The sequence below is a fragment of the Streptococcus infantis genome (assembly GCF_000963255.1).
Classification (GTDB): domain Bacteria; phylum Bacillota; class Bacilli; order Lactobacillales; family Streptococcaceae; genus Streptococcus; species Streptococcus nidrosiense.
Genome location: NZ_JYOV01000002.1, coordinates 42,693 through 59,474, shown reverse-complemented (window position 1 = coordinate 59,474; position 16,782 = coordinate 42,693). Strand labels below are relative to the sequence as shown.

The 16,782-nt window shown below is 38.3% G+C and carries 15 protein-coding genes; 3 read left to right on the top strand and 12 right to left on the bottom strand.

The window, feature by feature from the left end:
• Window positions 1–52: 52 nt before the first annotated feature.
• From polA to TZ96_RS00240, 9 genes are all read right to left on the bottom strand, one after another.
• Entirely contained in the window at window positions 53–2,686 is a 2,634-nt protein-coding gene (polA, locus tag TZ96_RS00280) for a DNA polymerase I (RefSeq protein ID WP_045762432.1), read from the bottom strand.
• Window positions 2,687–2,750: 64 nt separating this feature from the next.
• Window positions 2,751–3,884, bottom strand: a complete 1,134-nt coding sequence (locus tag TZ96_RS00275; protein ID WP_045762431.1) for an N-acetylmuramoyl-L-alanine amidase family protein — start codon at window positions 3,882–3,884, stop codon at window positions 2,751–2,753.
• Window positions 3,885–3,985: 101 nt separating this feature from the next.
• Entirely contained in the window at window positions 3,986–4,252 is a 267-nt protein-coding gene (locus tag TZ96_RS00270) for a Veg family protein (protein WP_000128621.1), read from the bottom strand.
• Entirely contained in the window at window positions 4,249–5,607 is a 1,359-nt protein-coding gene (dnaB, locus tag TZ96_RS00265; RefSeq protein WP_000852500.1) for a replicative DNA helicase, read from the bottom strand. Before dnaB ends, TZ96_RS00270 begins: the two co-directional genes overlap by 4 nt.
• 42 nt (window positions 5,608–5,649) lie before the next feature.
• The gene (rplI, locus tag TZ96_RS00260; RefSeq protein WP_000864204.1) at window positions 5,650–6,102 is read right to left on the bottom strand and encodes a 50S ribosomal protein L9; all 453 of its coding nucleotides are present in this window, start codon (window positions 6,100–6,102) and stop codon (window positions 5,650–5,652) included.
• Window positions 6,099–8,072, bottom strand: a complete 1,974-nt coding sequence (locus TZ96_RS00255; RefSeq protein ID WP_045762430.1) for a DHH family phosphoesterase — start codon at window positions 8,070–8,072, stop codon at window positions 6,099–6,101. Before TZ96_RS00255 ends, rplI begins: the two co-directional genes overlap by 4 nt.
• A 148-nt stretch (window positions 8,073–8,220) precedes the next feature.
• Window positions 8,221–8,763: a ribosome hibernation-promoting factor, HPF/YfiA family gene (hpf, locus tag TZ96_RS00250; protein WP_045762429.1), complete on the bottom strand. Its 543-nt coding sequence runs from the start codon at window positions 8,761–8,763 to the stop codon at window positions 8,221–8,223.
• 79 nt (window positions 8,764–8,842) lie between these two features.
• Complete coding sequence (locus tag TZ96_RS00245) at window positions 8,843–9,505, bottom strand: ComF family protein (RefSeq protein WP_045762428.1); 663 nt, start codon at window positions 9,503–9,505, stop codon at window positions 8,843–8,845.
• Window positions 9,502–10,800 carry a DEAD/DEAH box helicase gene (locus TZ96_RS00240; RefSeq protein ID WP_045762427.1) on the bottom strand — a complete coding sequence of 433 codons (1,299 nt, stop codon included), beginning with the start codon at window positions 10,798–10,800 and terminating at the stop codon, window positions 9,502–9,504. Before TZ96_RS00240 ends, TZ96_RS00245 begins: the two co-directional genes overlap by 4 nt.
• Before the next feature lie 55 nt (window positions 10,801–10,855).
• Here TZ96_RS00240 and TZ96_RS00235 point away from each other — a divergent pair, with 55 nt between their 5' ends.
• The 3 genes from TZ96_RS00235 to cysK all read left to right on the top strand — a co-directional run bounded on the left by TZ96_RS00235 (window position 10,856) and on the right by cysK (window position 12,974).
• Window positions 10,856–11,491 (top strand): YigZ family protein, encoded by a 636-nt coding sequence (locus TZ96_RS00235; RefSeq protein ID WP_045762426.1) that lies wholly within the window; start codon window positions 10,856–10,858, stop codon window positions 11,489–11,491.
• Window positions 11,492–11,507: 16 nt separating this feature from the next.
• Window positions 11,508–11,951, top strand: coding sequence for a PH domain-containing protein (locus TZ96_RS00230; protein ID WP_045762425.1), 444 nt, complete (start codon window positions 11,508–11,510; stop codon window positions 11,949–11,951).
• A 96-nt stretch (window positions 11,952–12,047) separates the two neighbouring features.
• Entirely contained in the window at window positions 12,048–12,974 is a 927-nt protein-coding gene (cysK, locus tag TZ96_RS00225; protein WP_045762424.1) for a cysteine synthase A, read from the top strand.
• A 122-nt stretch (window positions 12,975–13,096) separates the two neighbouring features.
• Here cysK and tsf read toward each other — a convergent pair whose 3' ends face one another.
• The 3 genes from tsf to TZ96_RS00210 all read right to left on the bottom strand — a co-directional run bounded on the left by tsf (window position 13,097) and on the right by TZ96_RS00210 (window position 16,649).
• A complete protein-coding gene (tsf, locus tag TZ96_RS00220; protein ID WP_000808094.1) occupies window positions 13,097–14,137 on the bottom strand; it encodes a translation elongation factor Ts in 1,041 nt (346 codons plus the stop codon).
• 78 nt (window positions 14,138–14,215) lie between these two features.
• Window positions 14,216–14,998 carry a 30S ribosomal protein S2 gene (gene rpsB / locus TZ96_RS00215; RefSeq protein ID WP_000268462.1) on the bottom strand — a complete coding sequence of 261 codons (783 nt, stop codon included), beginning with the start codon at window positions 14,996–14,998 and terminating at the stop codon, window positions 14,216–14,218.
• 436 nt (window positions 14,999–15,434) lie between these two features.
• Window positions 15,435–16,649 (bottom strand): aminoacyltransferase, encoded by a 1,215-nt coding sequence (locus tag TZ96_RS00210; RefSeq protein WP_045762423.1) that lies wholly within the window; start codon window positions 16,647–16,649, stop codon window positions 15,435–15,437.
• Window positions 16,650–16,782: the final 133 nt, after the last annotated feature.

The following is a 16,782-nucleotide window of genomic DNA, read 5'->3' as shown; positions in this document are numbered from 1 at the left end:
CCCTTAAACGTTACTGTTCAAGGGGATTTCTTTTTGTTTAATAGTCTATTTTCTACTTGGCTTCATACCAAGTTACGCCTTCATTTTCATCAGCAATGAGGGGCACACTGAGTTGAATAGCTTCTTCCATGGTTTGCTTGACGAGTTTTTTGATGGCAGCTAATTCTGACTTAGGAACTTCAAGAACAATTTCATCGTGTACTTGTAGAAGCATCTTAGTCTGATAACCACCCTCTACCAATGCTTTATCCAGCTGAATCATAGCGATTTTGAGAATATCTGCAGCCGATCCTTGGATAGGTGAGTTGATGGCTGTACGTTCCGCAAAACCACGAATGTTAAAGTTGCGCGAATTGATATCTGGCAACTCACGACGACGTTTGAAGAGAGTCTCTACATAACCCTTATCACGCGCTTCACGCACCACTTCATCCATGTAGTTTTTAATACCTGGGAAGCGTTCAAAGTAGGTATCAATGTAGGCTTTAGCCTCTTTACGACTGATGCCCAGATTATTAGATAAACCAAAGTCTGAAATTCCGTAAACCACTCCAAAGTTCACAGCCTTGGCATTGCGACGGTCGTTTGGAGTTACATCCTCAGGTCGTTCAATTCCAAAGACCCGCATGGCTGTCGAGGTATGGATGTCAGCTCCTTCTTGGAAAGCCTTAATCAAGTGCTCATCTTTAGAGATATGTGCCAAAACGCGCAACTCAATCTGTGAATAGTCCGAGCTGAGAAGGACACTGTCCTCCCATTCTGGCACGAAAGCCTTACGAATGAGGCGCCCTTGTTCCAAACGAACAGGGATATTTTGCAAGTTTGGATCGACACTAGACAGACGACCTGTCTGAGTCAAATCTTGCACATAGCGCGTGTGAATCTTACCATCAGCTAAAATCCAGTCCTGCAAACCAATCACATAAGTGGATTGAATCTTAGCAATCTGACGGTAATCGAGAATTTTCTTGACGATTGGTGCAATAGGAGCTAGACGCTCCAATACATCCACGGCTGTCGAGTAGCCCGTCTTGGTTTTCTTGGTATATTCGAGAGGGAGACCTAGTTTTTCAAAAAGAAGGACGCCCAATTGCTTAGGTGAGTTGATATTAAACTCCTCACCAGCCAACTCATAAATCTCTTGCGTCAGCTTTTCAATGACAAGCTCATTTTCAGCCTGCATCTCAAGAAGTGTTTCTTTTTTGACCTTGATCCCAGCTATTTCCATCTTAGCAAGGACAAAGGCTAGAGGTTGCTCCATGTCATAAAGAAGGTCAAGTTGTCCGTTTTCGCTTAATTTTTCAAGTAAGACAGGCTCTGTCTCAACCAATACAGCAACCTTACGAGCTAAGTGTTCCAAGAATTTCTCTCGCTCAGGGATAGCTTTCTTGACACCCTTACCGTAGAAGGTTTCATCATCGACTAGGTAAGTTTGACCATAGAGACTAGAAATAGTTGAAATTTCATTATTCTCGACAGTAGAGAGAAGGTATTTGGCCAAACGACTGTCAAAAGCAGGAGCCTGCAAATTCAAGCCAAAGCGATTTAAGAGAACTTTTGCTTTCTTAAAATCATACACTTTCAGAGCTGTTTTTTCTAAAAAGTCCTTGAAAATCGGGTCTTGCAAAAGTTCAAGATTGTCTGTGGCGTAGAGTTTGTCTCCGCAAGACCAGGCAAAGCCAATCAAGTCATCTGTATGGTAGTTTTCTCCAAAGAGTTCAAAGTGGAAGATGGAGTCTTCACTCAGCATATCTTGACTCACTTTATCCACCATAGTGAAATTCAAAGTCTCAGCTTGGTTAGTCTGAGAAGCATTCAAGGCTTGCTTGAGTTGTTTAAAGCCCATCTCATCATAGAATTTCCCAAGATTTTCCACATCTGGACCGCTATAAACCAAATCATCCAGTCCAATCTCAATCGGTGCTTTCGTATCAATCGTTGCCAGTGTTTTAGACAGAAAGGCTTGCTCCTTATCATTGATGAGATTTTCCTTCATCTTAGAAGCCTTCATCCCATCGATATTTTCATAAATACCTTCGAGCGAGCCATGTTCTAACAAGAGCTTGATACCCGTCTTTTCACCAATCTTAGTTACACCAGGGATATTATCTGACTTATCTCCCATGAGGGCTTTAAGATCAATGAACTGAGTTGGTGTGAGGCCCATCTTTTCCATGAGATATTCTGGTGTAAATGCCTCAAACTCAGCTACACCTTTCTTAGAAATCTCAACCACTGTATGTTCATCTGTCAACTGGATCAAGTCCTTGTCTCCACTGACGATAGTTACATCAAATGAATCCTTTTCAGCCAAACGACCCAAGGTACCAATGATATCATCCGCCTCATACTGGTCTAACTCATAATGACGAATCCCAAGATGATCTAGCAACTCACGAATAAAAGGGAATTGCTCGCGAAACTCATCTGGAGTCTTAGCACGACCACCCTTATAATCAGCATACATCTCTGTACGGAAAGTCGTTTTACCCGCATCAAAAGCAACCAAGATATGACTCGGTTGAACACGCTCCAACAGGTGATTTAGCATCAAATGAAAACCATAGATTGCATTGGTATGTAGTCCATTGTCATTTTTAAAACGATCTAGTTGCTGATAAAGGGCAAAAAATGCTCGGAAAGCAACTGAAGAACCGTCAATTAGTAATAATTTTTTCTTGTCCATACACCCATTATAAAGGAAAGCAGGGAAAAATACCATTAGGAAGAGCCCAAATGCTGAATAACACTTATGAGGCTGGTTTTTCTACTCGAACTCCATCACCATCAACTTGAAATCCATCGATAGTAGTATTTACTGCCAATTCTCCAGATGCATTTACATAGTAATGTTTTCCTGAAACCTGGAACCACTGACTGGTTTTCATAGCTCCAGAACTTTCCAGATAATACCAAATGCCCTTATCCTTTAACCAACCTGTCTGCATTTCACCAGATGACTTCAAGTAATACCAATTCGAACCTTCTTTTAACCAGCCTGTCGTCATTCTACCATCAGCTTGCAAATGATACCAATTCCCATTTATCTTCTTCCAACCGACTGCTTTTTGACCATTGTCATAGTAGTACCAACTTGTTCCCTCTTTTTCCCAACCATTTTTAGAGCTGCCTGTTTTAGTTAAGGGGATATAGCGTCTGTTTCCACTTCGTGAAATATAACTAATCCATTTATAGCCTTCTTTTTCAAAGGTTTGATCATAATGAACACTCATTCCAGCTTCGTAGTAATCAATGACAGTAGCTGTCAGTGTCGGCTGATCCATAATAGCTGATTTTTCTGTGAAGTGATGAGTTCCACTGAAAGCTAGTAGAGACTGATGAGGCCCTACACTAGCATTCCCAACATCTTTAAAGTGAATAAAACCAGTCATAGAACTCGCCTTTACAATTCTACGATGATACGTTTCTGTATAATCGTAATTGTACTCCTCAATTTCAATCATGTCTCCAATCACGTTAGATACCCAAGCTACGTGACCATATTGCCCTCTTGTACTCCAAGCAATCGCACCAATTGCTGGTTGCTGGTCCACACGATATCCTTCTTTTTGGGCTCGATAACCCCATTGATTGGCATTCCCATAAGCAGCTGGTAGCTCAAAACCATTGACACTACTTAAACGAAAAGCAGCAAAAGAGGTACACTGTCCTGAGTACATGCGCCACTTATCAATTTTTTGACTTCCATTTTTATAATAATAGGGATAATCATCTCCACGTGCCTGTGATCCATTGTTTGCCTGGTTGGCATGAACAGTTCCTCCACCAAATAAAAAAGCTCCTGCTAGTAATAGTGAAGCTGATCCTACAGCTGTCTTTCTGAGAAAAGTTCCCTTTTTATGTCCTGCTTTAGTAAATGTCATTCATTCTCCTTCAAATAATTAGATTTTTGAGGTTGACCTCATCTATATCATTCGAAAGAAAATAAAAAAAGTGAGAAATCTTCTCACTTTCATGATTATCCTTAATCCAAATAATGAATTAAGTTCTTTTCTGTCAAAATATCTGAATAGGTGAAAGATTCAACATAGACATTAGCCTGTTTGTCTCCTTCAACATTTCCAAACTCAACGATGAAGAGCGATGGATAAACCTCAATTAGTTTTCCCAAACGATTCTTTTGGCGTTTACGGCCATTTTCTAAGGTCATTTCCACCACTTGTCCCTCATGCGCCTTAATCTCTTCTTTAATTTTTTTCATTTTAGCCACATCTGTAAATGCGTCTGTCATCTTGGTTCCTCCATCTTCGAAATACTTGAAAATTTATTATATTCTTTTTGGAAAATCAATTCTACCGTTCCGCGAGCACCGCTACGGTTTTTCTCGATAATCACTTCTACTTTATTATTTGGAATTCCTTCCTCCTCTTCACCACCGCGCTCATAATAGTCATCACGATAGAGAAAGGCTACGATATCAGCATCCTGCTCAATAGATCCAGATTCACGAATATCAGACAAAACTGGTCTCTTATCTTGACGTTGCTCTACACCACGAGAAAGCTGACTAAGAGCTATAACTGGAACTTTGAGTTCTTTTGCTAGGATTTTCAACTGACGGGAAATCTCAGATACTTCTTGTTGACGATTTTCTCGACCAGTCCCTGTGATAAGTTGAAGATAGTCAATCAAAATCAAGCCTAGATTACCTGTTTCTTGAGCCAGTTTACGGGAACGAGAGCGAATTTCTGTGATCCGAATCCCTGGTGTATCATCAATGTAGATACTTGCATTAGCCAGATTACCCTGAGCAATCGTATACTTGCGCCATTCTTCCTCGGTCAATTGACCTGTACGGATAGAATGCGACTCTACCAAGCCTTCCGCAGCCAGCATACGATCGACCAAACTTTCAGCACCCATTTCCAGAGAGAAAATAGCAACTGTCTTGTCTAATTTGGTTCCGATATTTTGCGCAATATTCAAAGCAAAGGCTGTCTTACCAACCGCAGGACGAGCTGCCAAAATAATCAATTCTTCCTCATGCAGACCTGTCGTCATGTGATCTAAATCTCGATAACCTGTCGCAATACCCGTGATATCTGAAGTCTGTTGCGAACGAGCTTCTAAATTCCCAAAGTTGATATTCAATACATCGCGAATATTTTTAAAGCCATTTCGATTGGCATTCTCACTAACGTCAATCAAACCTTTTTCTGCACGAGCGATAATTTCGTCCGCAGGTTGAGAAGCTTCATAGGCTAGGTTTACAGACTCTGTCAACTTAGCAATTAGACGTCGAAGCATAGCCTTTTCTGCTACAATTTTAGCATAGTATTCCGCATTGGCAGAGGTTGGCACCGAATTGACAATCTCAACCAGATAAGACAAGCCTCCAATAGTTTGTAAATCACCCTGACTATCTAGTATCGTCCGAACTGTGGTTGCATCAATAGCATCTCCACGATCAGATAAATCAACCATAGCCTGAAAAATCAAACGGTGAGCATACTTAAAGAAGTCCTGTGAATCGATATATTCTCGGACAAAAACGAGTTTAGTCTCATCAATAAAAATAGCTCCTAAAACAGATTGTTCTGCCAGGATATCTTGAGGCTGAACACGCAGTTCTTCAACTTCTGCCATCAGACTTTCCTTCCTTTTACAATATTGTCAACCAATCGTAAATTAAGCTTCCTTGACACGAAGATTGATTACACTTGTTACATCTTGATAAATCTTAACCGGAACATCAATCAAACCAACTGCTCGAATTGGTGATTGAACTTGAATGTGGCGTTTATCAATTTTAATACCAAATTGTTTTTGCAATTCTTCTGCAATCTTCTTGTTAGTAATTGACCCAAAAGTTCGTCCGTCTGGACCAACTTTTTCGACAAACTCAACGATTGTTTCTTCTGCTTCCAGTTTTGCTTTAATTTCCTTCGCTTCTGCAAGCATCTCTGCATGTGCTTTTTCTTCTGATTTTTGCTTACCACGCAACTCACCAATGGCTTGAGCTGTAGCTTCCTTAGCAAGGTTTTTCTTAATTAAAAAGTTTTGTGCATATCCAGTTGGTACTTCTTTAATTTCACCTTTTTTCCCTTTACCTTTAACATCTGCTAAAAAGATTACTTTCATTCTTCTGACTCCTTTTCTTTTGTTTCATTAAAAATAACTGTTTTCAGTTTATTTCCTGCTTCTTGCAGGCTCATATCTGTCAAACGTGCCGCAGCTAAGTTAAAGTGACCACCGCCACCTAACTCTTCCATAATTCGCTGGACATTGATCTTACTTCTGCTTCGCGCAGAAATGGAGATTGCTCCTTGACTATTCTTAGCAACTACAAAGCTGGCCTCTATACCAGACATGGCAAGCATAGCATCAGCAGCCTTACTAATAACAACCGTATCGTACTCTTTATCCTCCAAAGCTTGAGCAACCAGGATTGATGGCTGTACCATTTGCCCCTGCAAAATGAGTTCATTTACCAATCGATATTCTTCAAAATCAGTGGCCGAAATTTCCTGAATGACAATGCTATCACTCCCTCTCGTTCTGAGATAACTTGCAACATCAAAAGTTCGACTAGTTACCCGAGAGGTGAAATTTTTAGTATCCAGCATCATCCCTCCCATAAGAACACTAGCCTGAATACGACTCAAACGTTTCTTCTTAGAGTTTTGAAATTGAATCAATTCTGTTACTAGTTCACTAGCACTACTAGCTCCACTCTCGATATAGGTAATGACCGAATTATCTGGAAAATCTTGGTCACGACGATGATGGTCAATGACAATCGTCTGGGTAAACAAGTCATAAAACTCTTTGGATAAGGTTAAAGCTGTCTTAGAATGGTCAACCATCACCAGTAAGGAGCGTTTGGTAACCATTGTCATCGCTTGATTTAAAGGAAGAAGTTTTGAAACACCCTCATCTTCCAAATAATTGATCGCTCGAGCGATATCTGGAGACAGCTGTGTAGGATCATAAACCACATAACTATCTTCTAGTACATTACTCGAAAACAACTGCATTCCAACTGCTGAACCAAGAGCATCCATGTCAAGATTCTTGTGACCAACAACAAAAACTCGATCGACACTTTTAAGTTTATCTGAGATAGCTGTCATCATAGCACGAGTTCGTGTCCGAGTTCGTTTAACAGATGCTGCTGAACCGCCTCCAAAGTAGATTGGATTTTTGGTTTCATCATTCTCTTTTACAACTACTTGGTCACCACCACGAACTTCGGCTAAGTTGAGATTGAGGAGAGCAACCTTCCCAATCTGGTCGTGATTCCCATCACCATAGGAAACTCCTATACTCATCGTTAGTGGTAAATTCCGTTGCTTAGCTTCCTCACGAAAGGTATCAATAACAGAAAACTTATCCTGCATCAAGTGATCAAGTACAGTGTAGTCAGTAAATAGATAAAACCGATCCATACTCACTCTACGAGAAAACATGGCATGTTTCCCAGCAAATTCTGAAACAAAATTTGCAACAAAGCTATTAATATGACTAATGTCTGATTCAGACGTTTCATTTTCCAAATCATCATAGTTATCAACTGAGATAATCCCGATTACCGGTCTACTTGTCACAAGCTCAGCAGTAGCCTCATACTCACCAGAAACATCAAAAAAGTATAAGACACCTGAATTTCTATCTAAATGCACTGCATAACGTTTCTCCCCAACAATGGCATAAGCCCCTGGGGAAGAAATCGAACTCTTTAAAATCTTTTGAAATTGAGGAAAATCAATTTCTCCATCCTCAGTTGTTAAAATTAATTCCGCATAGGGATTGAACCATTCAATCTCACTGCTGTCCATGTTTAATTTAACAACCCCGACAGGCATTTGCTCTAGGAGGGCACTCAAACTATCCGTAGCCTGATGATTGACATACTGGATTTGCTCGATATCTGTTTTTTTGTAATATTTTTTCTGGAAATTAAATAGCAGAACATAGAATACGATAATTAAAAATAGACTTGCTATAGTGATAAGATTATCCTTTACTAACACAATCAAAATGGTCATAATCGTAAAGGTTACTATAGCAATCAGATACATAAAAAAGGGATTTATTTCATTTTTTTTCATTACAAACCTCTTGCGCATTATTATACCATAAATGTAGCCAAAATGCGACTTTTAAAGAGGTAGCCCTAAAGTCAATCAAGAGTAAAATGTCCAAACTAAAAAGTGGTTTACACTAGTGTAAACCACTTTTACAGACTAATTTTTTTGATTATTTAACTTCTAGAAGACCAATGTCTCCATCTTCACGACGATAAATAACATTTGTTGTTTCATCTTCAACATCTACATAGATGAAGAAGTCATGTCCCAATAAATCCATTTGTAGGATAGCTTCTTCCAAATCCATTGGTTTCAAATCAATTTGTTTTGAACGAACAACTTTTGGTTGTGCTACATCTAAGTCCTCAACTAAAGCATCTGTAAAGAGTTGACTTGTTGATACTTTATTTCTGTTCTTACGTTCAATTTTAGTTTTGTTTTTACGAATCTGACGCTCAATCTTATCTGTCACCAAATCAATAGAACCGTACATATCTTGAGAAATATCTTCTGCACGAAGAGTAATAGATCCAAGCGGAATGGTTACTTCTACTTTAGCAGTCTTTTCGCGGTAAACTTTCAAGTTAACACGCGCATCCAATTCTTGGTCTGCTTGGAAGTATTTTTCGATCTTTTCGAGTTTAGAAACTACATAATCACGAATTGCTTCTGTTACTTCTAGGTTTTCACCACGGATACTATATTTAATCATATAAGTACCTTCTTTCTAAACATATTTGTTTTTCTAATTATATTATAACGCTTTCATATTTTTTTTGCAAACTTTTTCCTCATCTTGCGAGGGAAAAAGTTTTAATATTCTGACAACCAGCCTCTAATAGCATACTTTTAAGACGATTCAGCGTGGTACCAGTCGTATAAATATCATCAAATAGTAAGATATTTTCTGGAAGCTTCACGCCATCTTTCAGCAAAAAGGGAAATTCTGCAAGTAAGCGATCCGATCGATTTTTTGAAGAACTAGCCTCCACTTCTTTTTTAACCAAAATATCCAGATATGCTAACCCAGTATCCTTTATCAAACCTTCAACTTGATTAAAGCCTCTGCTTTTTAAACGATGGTCACTCAGAGGAACAATCACAATCTGATAGTCCTTATACTTCTTTAACTCTTTTTGCAATATCTCAGAAAATACCTTTCTAAGAAGATAATCACCATCAAATTTATAGCGACTAAAATATTCTTTCATAGCCTGATTATAGGAATAAAGAGCCACATGATCAACCTTTACACCTTTTTTACACCAAAATTGACAATCTTGACAGATGATTGACATTCCTTTTTTAAAACAAGTAGGACAATGATTACCACCAATGCTCTCGAAAGACGAAATACAGGATTCACAGACTAGTTCCTCCTCCTTTTTAAAACAGAGCAGGTTAGTAAAGGTTATCTCTGTTTGCAACCTTTTACCACACAATAAACACTTCATACTCCTGCCTCCTGATTCATTTGCTTAATCTCCTTTATGGCTTTCTTAATGGACAGATTGAGTCCGTCATGGAAAAATATCAATTCTCCAGTAGGACGATCCATGCTTCTTCCAACTCGCCCACCAATTTGTACTAAACTTGACTTGGTAAAGAGTTGATGATTGGCTTCCACCACAAAAACATCTACACGAGGGAAGGTAACTCCACGCTCTAATATAGTTGTGCTTATTAATATCGTCAACTCTCCATCTCGAAAGGCTTGTACCTGCTCTAATCGGTCTTCTGTGATTGAAGATACAAATCCTATCTTCTCATTCGGAAACTTCTCCTGCAAAATTTCTTTTAGCTTTTCCCCCTTTTTTATTTCAGATGCAAAGATTAGTAAGGGATAGGCTGTCTTTCTCTGTTTCTCAATGTAAAGTTTTAATTTTGGAGGTAAGCCATTTTTTTCTAAATATCTATTAAAATGCGATAACCAGATTGGCTTGGGAACAATGAGAGGATTTCCATGAAAACGACGAGGTAAACTAAGACGCTTTAACTCCCCTTGTTTAACTTTTCTATCTAACTCATCAGTTGAAGTTGCTGTTAAAAATATTCTCAATCCGGTCTCCTTTACACAATTGTTGACAGCATGGTAAAGCACTGGATTATCAACATAAGGAAAGGCATCCACTTCATCCACAATCAATAAATCAAAAGCTTGATAAAATTTTAGTAGTTGGTGAGTGGTTGCTACAACTAAAGGTGTACGAAAATAGGGATCCGACTCCCCATGTAATAGTGCAATCTCACATGAAAAATCATTTTGTAGTCGTTTATGTAGCTCTAAGCAAACATCTATCCTTGGACTGGCCAAACAAACAGCTCCACCTTGATCAATCACCTTAGCGACAACTTGGTAGATCATCTCTGTCTTACCAGCTCCTGTCACTGCATGTACCAAGGTGGCCTCCTTCTTATCTACCGCCTGAAGGAGTCCTTGTGATACCCGCTCTTGAAATGGAGTCAGTTGACCTGACCATTTTAGTACATCTTGCTGTGGAAACCTTTCTTGCGGAAAGTAATAGAGTTTTTGATCACTTCTTATTCGCTTCATAATCAAGCATTCTCGACAATAAAAAGCACCAATAGGCAAATGCCATTCTTCTTCTATCTGACTACCACAACGCTGACAAGATAGTTGCCCCTTTTCTTTTTTCATGGATGGAATTTGTTTTGCTTGTTGTCTCTCCTCATGACTTAATTCTTGCTCGGTAAAAAGGCGACCGAGATAATTTGGATTTACTTTCATATTTCTTTATTCGTAAAATGTAGAACTTTACGCTATTTTTTAGTACAATAAAAATATGGAATACAGAACTATAAAAGAGGACGGACAAGTCCAAGAAGAAATCAAAAAATCACGCTTTATCTGTCATGCCAAACGTGTCTATAGTGAGGAAGAGGCTCGTGATTTTATCACAACTATTAAAAAAGAACACTATAAAGCTACCCACAACTGCTCTGCTTTTATTGTCGGTGAGCGTAGTGAAATCAAGCGAACTAGTGATGATGGAGAACCTAGTGGGACTGCTGGCGTTCCTATGCTAGGAGTTCTGGAGAATCACAACCTTACTAATGTCTGTGTTGTAGTTACTCGTTATTTTGGTGGTATCAAACTAGGGGCTGGTGGTTTGATTCGCGCTTATGCTGGTAGTGTTGCCCTAGCAGTTAAGGAAATTGGCATTATTGAAATTAAAGAACAGGCAGGGATCCAAATTCACATGTCCTATGCCCAGTATCAAGAATATGGGAATTTTCTTAAAGAGCATAATCTCATAGAATTAGAGACAAACTTTACAGATCAAGTTGACACTATGATTTTCATTGATAAAGAAAAGAAAGAAGGTATCAAGGCTGATCTCATTGAATTTTTCAATGGAAAAGTTACTCTAACTGACAAAGGTTTACGTGAAGTTGAAGTACCTGTAAACCTATCGTAAAGAAAGGAAATATCATATGGCTTTTGGAAGATTAATTCAGGGACTCGCTGGAAACTTCAGTGAGCAAAGTAAAGAAGCTCTTACCAAGGAGTTTGGACAATATTTATTAGAAAATGAAGAAATTCAAAGCGGATATAAACTCATTCGTGACTCAATTATCTTTACAAATATCCGAATCATCTTTACAGATAAACAAGGGGCAACCGGACGGAAGATGTCTATCAAATCAATTTTCCTCATGAACATTGTCAATGTTGAAATGGAAACTGCTGGACTTGGGATTGATGATAGTGAGATTACGATTACTTATTTAGAAAATGCCTTTTTAAAATCTCACAATGAGCATTTTAATTCTCACAAATTTGAATTTCCAAAGAAAACTGATATTGTACCTCTTTACACCTATCTATTTGACTTAGCTTATCATAATCGTTTGAATATGAATGGTTTGAATCACTGATATAAAAAAATCCTATCACTCCGATAGGATTTCTATATTTTACAAAAGTTAAAGTTAGCGTTATACTAGTAGCATCTTATATAAAGAGGTGCTAATATGGCAATTTATAACAATATCACAGAACTCATCGGTAGAACACCGATTGTTAAATTGAATAACATTGTACCAGAAGGTGCAGCAGATGTTTATGTAAAACTTGAAGCTTTTAACCCAGGATCGTCAGTTAAGGACCGTATCGCCCTAAGCATGATTGAAAAAGCAGAACAAGAAGGTAAATTGAAACCAGGTTCTACCATTGTAGAAGCAACTAGTGGGAACACTGGTATTGGTCTCTCATGGGTTGGTGCCGCTAAAGGCTATAAAGTTGTTATCGTTATGCCTGAAACAATGAGCGTGGAACGTCGTAAAATTATCCAAGCTTATGGAGCTGAACTAGTCCTCACTCCTGGTAGCGAAGGAATGAAAGGTGCGATTGCAAAAGCGCAGGAAATTGCTGCTGAGCGTGATGGTTTCCTACCATTACAGTTTAATAACCAAGCTAACCCAGAAGTTCACGAAAGAACAACAGGAGCTGAAATTCTAGCTGATTTCGGAGCTGATGGTTTAGACGCCTTTGTTGCCGGTGTTGGTACTGGAGGAACTATTTCTGGTGTTTCTCATGCTCTTAAAACTGCTAACTCAAACATTCAAGTTTTTGCTGTTGAGGCAAACGAGTCAGCTATCTTGTCTGGTGAAAAGCCAGGTCCTCACAAAATTCAAGGTATCTCTGCTGGATTCATTCCAGATACACTTGATACAAAAGCTTACGATGGTATCGTTCGTGTAACATCAGATAATGCTCTTGCACTTGGCCGTGAAATCGGTGGAAAAGAAGGATTCTTAGTCGGTATTTCTTCTGCAGCAGCTATCTATGCAGCAATTGAAGTCGCTAAAAAACTTGGAGCAGGTAAAAAAGTCCTTGCGCTTGCACCAGATAACGGAGAACGTTACCTATCTACAGCACTCTATGAATTCGAAGTGTAGTCTCCTAAATACACTAAGCCCTTGTATAGGGCTTTTTGTTTACCGTTTAAAATAAAAAAAGGATTCCTATGAATCCCCTCTAACAAAAGAAAAGGAAGCAAATTAGCTTCCTTACTTTTTTATTAGTTATTCAAGGCTGCTGCCATTGTAGCTGCAACTTCTGCTTCAAAGTCGTTTGCAGCTTTTTCGATACCTTCACCAACTTCAAAGCGAGCGAACTCAACTACTGAAGCGTTAACTGATTCAAGGTAAGCTTCAACTGTCTTGCTGTCATCCATGATGTAAACTTGTGCAAGAAGTGTGTATGCTTGGTCAACTTTAGTGTTGTCAAGCAAGAAACGATCCATTTTACCTGGGATGATTTTATCCCAGATTTTTTCTGGTTTGCCTTCTGCAGCCAACTCAGCTTTAATATCAGCTTCAGCTTGAGCAATCACTTCATCAGTTAATTGAGCTTTTGATCCATATTTCAAGTGTGGAAGAGCTGGTTTACCAACCATAGCACGGCTTTCGTTATCTTGATCGATAACGTGATTCAATTGTGCCAACTCATCTTTAACAAATTGCTCATCCAATTCTTTGTATGAAAGAACTGTTGGTTTCATAGCAGCGATGTGCATTGAAATTTGTTTAGCAAGTGCTTCATCTCCACCTTCGATTACAGAGATAACACCGATACGTCCACCGTTGTGTTGGTATGCTCCGAAGTGTTGTGCATCTGTTTTTTCAATCAAAGCAAAGCGACGGAATGAGATTTTTTCTCCGATAGTTGCTGTTGCAGACACATAAGCCGCTTCAAGAGTTTCACCTGAAGGCATTGTCAAAGCAAGAGCTTCTTCGTTGTTAGCTGGTTTTCCTTCTGCGATCGCTTTAGCTGTTGCGTTTACCAACTCAACAAATTGAGCGTTTTTCGCAACGAAGTCAGTTTCAGCATTTACTTCAACAACTGCTGCAACGTTACCGTCAACATAAACACCAGTCAAACCTTCTGCAGCAACACGGTCAGCTTTCTTAGCTGCTTTTGCCATACCTTTTTCGCGAAGCAATTCGATCGCTTTTTCGATATCGCCTTCAACTTCAACCAATGCTTTTTTAGCGTCCATAACACCAGCACCAGATTTTTCACGCAACTCTTTAACAAGTTTAGCTGTAATTTCTGCCATTTTGATTCTCCTATATTTTTTAAAAATAGGAGAGCCGGGCTAAGCCCCGCCCTCCTAGGTAATTACTATTTATATGAATTAAGCGTTGTCGCCTTCTACAACTTCAACGATTTCTTCGATTGAGTCTGCTTGAGCTTCTGAAGCTGCAAATTCTGCTTCAACTGCTGCAACAGCATCTTCACCTTGGCGACCTTCGATGATAGCGTCTGCCAATTTAGCTGTAATCAACTTAACTGCGCGGATAGCGTCATCGTTAGCTGGGATGATTACATCGATATCGTCTGGATCTGTGTTTGTGTCAACCATCGCTACAACTGGGATTCCCAATTTTTTAGCTTCTTTAACAGCGATTTGCTCTTTATGTGGGTCAACTACGTACATTACATCTGGAATACGAGGCATATCTTCGATACCACCCAAGAATTTTTCAAGACGTGCACGTTGTTTGTTAAGAAGTGCAACTTCTTTCTTAGGAAGAACTTCAAAAGTTCCATCTTCTTCCATACGTTTGATTTCTTTCAAACGAGCGATACGTTTTTGGATTGTTCCCCAGTTTGTAAGAGTTCCACCCAACCAACGGTGGTTGATGAAGTATTGACCTGAACGTACTGCTTCTTCAGCAACTGCGTCAGCTGCTTGTTTCTTAGTACCAACAAACAATACAACTGCATCATTAGCTGCAGCATCACGCATGAAGTCGTATGCTTGGTCAGCGTATTTTACAGTTTGTTGCAAGTCGATAACGTGGATTCCGTTACGTTCAGTGAAGATGTACTTAGCCATCTTAGGGTTCCAGCGACGAGTTTGGTGACCAAAGTGTACACCAGCCTCAAGAAGTTGTTTCATTGAAATTACTGCCATGAGTATTTCTCCTTTTTGTTTTTTTCCTCTTCTTGATTTCAGCTTGCAAAACGACCCGAAGGCAACAGCTTCACAATTCATCAAGAATGAGTATTATCGTTTACACGACAAGTTACATTGTATCATAGTTGAGCCTTTTTTTCAAGTAATTTTGCTAGTTTTTCCTTCATAACCTAACTTCCCAACAGAAATTTTAAAAAAATTTATTAACTTTAAATAAAAAAACATCCCAACATAAATTGTTACTGCTAAATGTGCAATAACCGCTTATGTTGAGATTCAGATAAATACAAAATATTTCGAGTTGATAACTTAAATATTTTGATATGAAAGAATCTACTTTATATTTTTTGATAGCAAGTGTCATATCTTCATACTCTATGTTATCAAAAAAACAATTACTAAAGATTAAACTTGCCAATAAGTCTTTGACTTTCTACTTGCTACTTCGAAGTTTCTTCCGGATTTTATAGGCTATATTAAACAAGAAATACAATGAGCTAGTTGGGAAATTAAACTCACCAGTAAATTCCTCGATAGTGGGATTAAACTTAGATTTAAAATTAAATAACCCACCCTCTAAATTATTTTCAATTCCACCCATATTATGAGTCTCTGCTCCACGTTCAAATGAATGCTGAGCAGTCTCAAACCATGTAGGAATAGCAGGTTGATAATGTCTAAATTCCTCATTCATTCCAGCATATAAGTTTTCAGAAGTTTTCCCAAATTCGATGGTTAAAGTTCCAGACAATGGAACGACACTGTCCCCTCTATCAATATGGCTCTTAAGAAAAGAAATTTCTTCCTCTAATCGTTTTCTCTCTTGCTGATTCTCTTTTATTTTGCCTTCTTTCGTTTTATCAGTAAATTTCTGCGCTATTTTAAGATTCTTTTCGAGTTGCTGCTCAACTTCTTTCAGTCTATTAGGTAAATCTAAATAGCTCAGTGTGATAAAAGAGTGATCAGGATAAGTAGTCAGTAACTTCTGATAATAATCTTTGCCTCGTAAACTGATATTCTTACGAGACTCTGTTTTCTTCATTAAAAATGAAAATTCATCTAATAAGTCGAGTCCACCGAATTTCACTTCCAATCCTTTATTTCTTGCAGTTCGGATTGCCTGTCTAGTAGACTTGGATAGTTGATCTAGCGAGAAGTTTTCTTTATGAATATTAGCTTGAAAACGAGGTTGTATGTTTTCTGCCATATCCTTTGTCAAACCTGTCCAATGAACTTTGTTTTTTTGCAATTCCTCAACAATTTCAAAAGTTTTAGAATTTTGAATAGTTTCTTGGTCGATAAGACTTCGACTGATAAACAGACTTGGATCAAATTTGATCATTATTGCATGGCTTTTTTTAGCAAGTTTTTTCAATGTTAAAAGCACAAATTTCAGAAGTTCTTTATCTTCATAATTAATAACTGGGCCTCTTGGAATATAGAACATGGAAAATCCTAATGGAAGAGGCTGAATTAAGATATTCGCTACTCCAACTAGTTGATTCTCTTTATAAAAGCCAACTCTCTCGTTCCCCCAAGTATCCTTTATCTTGGCCCAATCACTACTCTGCAATAAATTCCCTTGAGGATGATTTTTCAAAAATAAATCCCACTCTTGAACATCAACATTCATTTTATAAGTAAACATAATTCCAGTACCAACTCTCTTAAACTCTAGTTTTTATTTCGTTTGATAAACATATTTATTCTAGCTACATATCTGATAATTTTCAATCCATATTTAACTCTCTAATTATAAAAATATTTAGATGAAAATTTCT

Coding starts and splice junctions, on each gene's coding strand:
- polA (WP_045762432.1), bottom strand. CDS start 2,686: ATGGACAAGAAAAAATTATTACTAATTGACGGTTCTTCAGTTGCTTTC.
- TZ96_RS00275 (WP_045762431.1), bottom strand. CDS start 3,884: ATGACATTTACTAAAGCAGGACATAAAAAGGGAACTTTTCTCAGAAAG.
- TZ96_RS00270 (WP_000128621.1), bottom strand. CDS start 4,252: ATGACAGACGCATTTACAGATGTGGCTAAAATGAAAAAAATTAAAGAA.
- dnaB (WP_000852500.1), bottom strand. CDS start 5,607: ATGGCAGAAGTTGAAGAACTGCGTGTTCAGCCTCAAGATATCCTGGCA.
- rplI (WP_000864204.1), bottom strand. CDS start 6,102: ATGAAAGTAATCTTTTTAGCAGATGTTAAAGGTAAAGGGAAAAAAGGT.
- TZ96_RS00255 (WP_045762430.1), bottom strand. CDS start 8,072: ATGAAAAAAAATGAAATAAATCCCTTTTTTATGTATCTGATTGCTATA.
- hpf (WP_045762429.1), bottom strand. CDS start 8,763: ATGATTAAATATAGTATCCGTGGTGAAAACCTAGAAGTAACAGAAGCA.
- TZ96_RS00245 (WP_045762428.1), bottom strand. CDS start 9,505: ATGAAGTGTTTATTGTGTGGTAAAAGGTTGCAAACAGAGATAACCTTT.
- TZ96_RS00240 (WP_045762427.1), bottom strand. CDS start 10,800: ATGAAAGTAAATCCAAATTATCTCGGTCGCCTTTTTACCGAGCAAGAA.
- TZ96_RS00235 (WP_045762426.1), top strand. CDS start 10,856: ATGGAATACAGAACTATAAAAGAGGACGGACAAGTCCAAGAAGAAATC.
- TZ96_RS00230 (WP_045762425.1), top strand. CDS start 11,508: ATGGCTTTTGGAAGATTAATTCAGGGACTCGCTGGAAACTTCAGTGAG.
- cysK (WP_045762424.1), top strand. CDS start 12,048: ATGGCAATTTATAACAATATCACAGAACTCATCGGTAGAACACCGATT.
- tsf (WP_000808094.1), bottom strand. CDS start 14,137: ATGGCAGAAATTACAGCTAAACTTGTTAAAGAGTTGCGTGAAAAATCT.
- rpsB (WP_000268462.1), bottom strand. CDS start 14,998: ATGGCAGTAATTTCAATGAAACAACTTCTTGAGGCTGGTGTACACTTT.
- TZ96_RS00210 (WP_045762423.1), bottom strand. CDS start 16,649: ATGTTTACTTATAAAATGAATGTTGATGTTCAAGAGTGGGATTTATTT.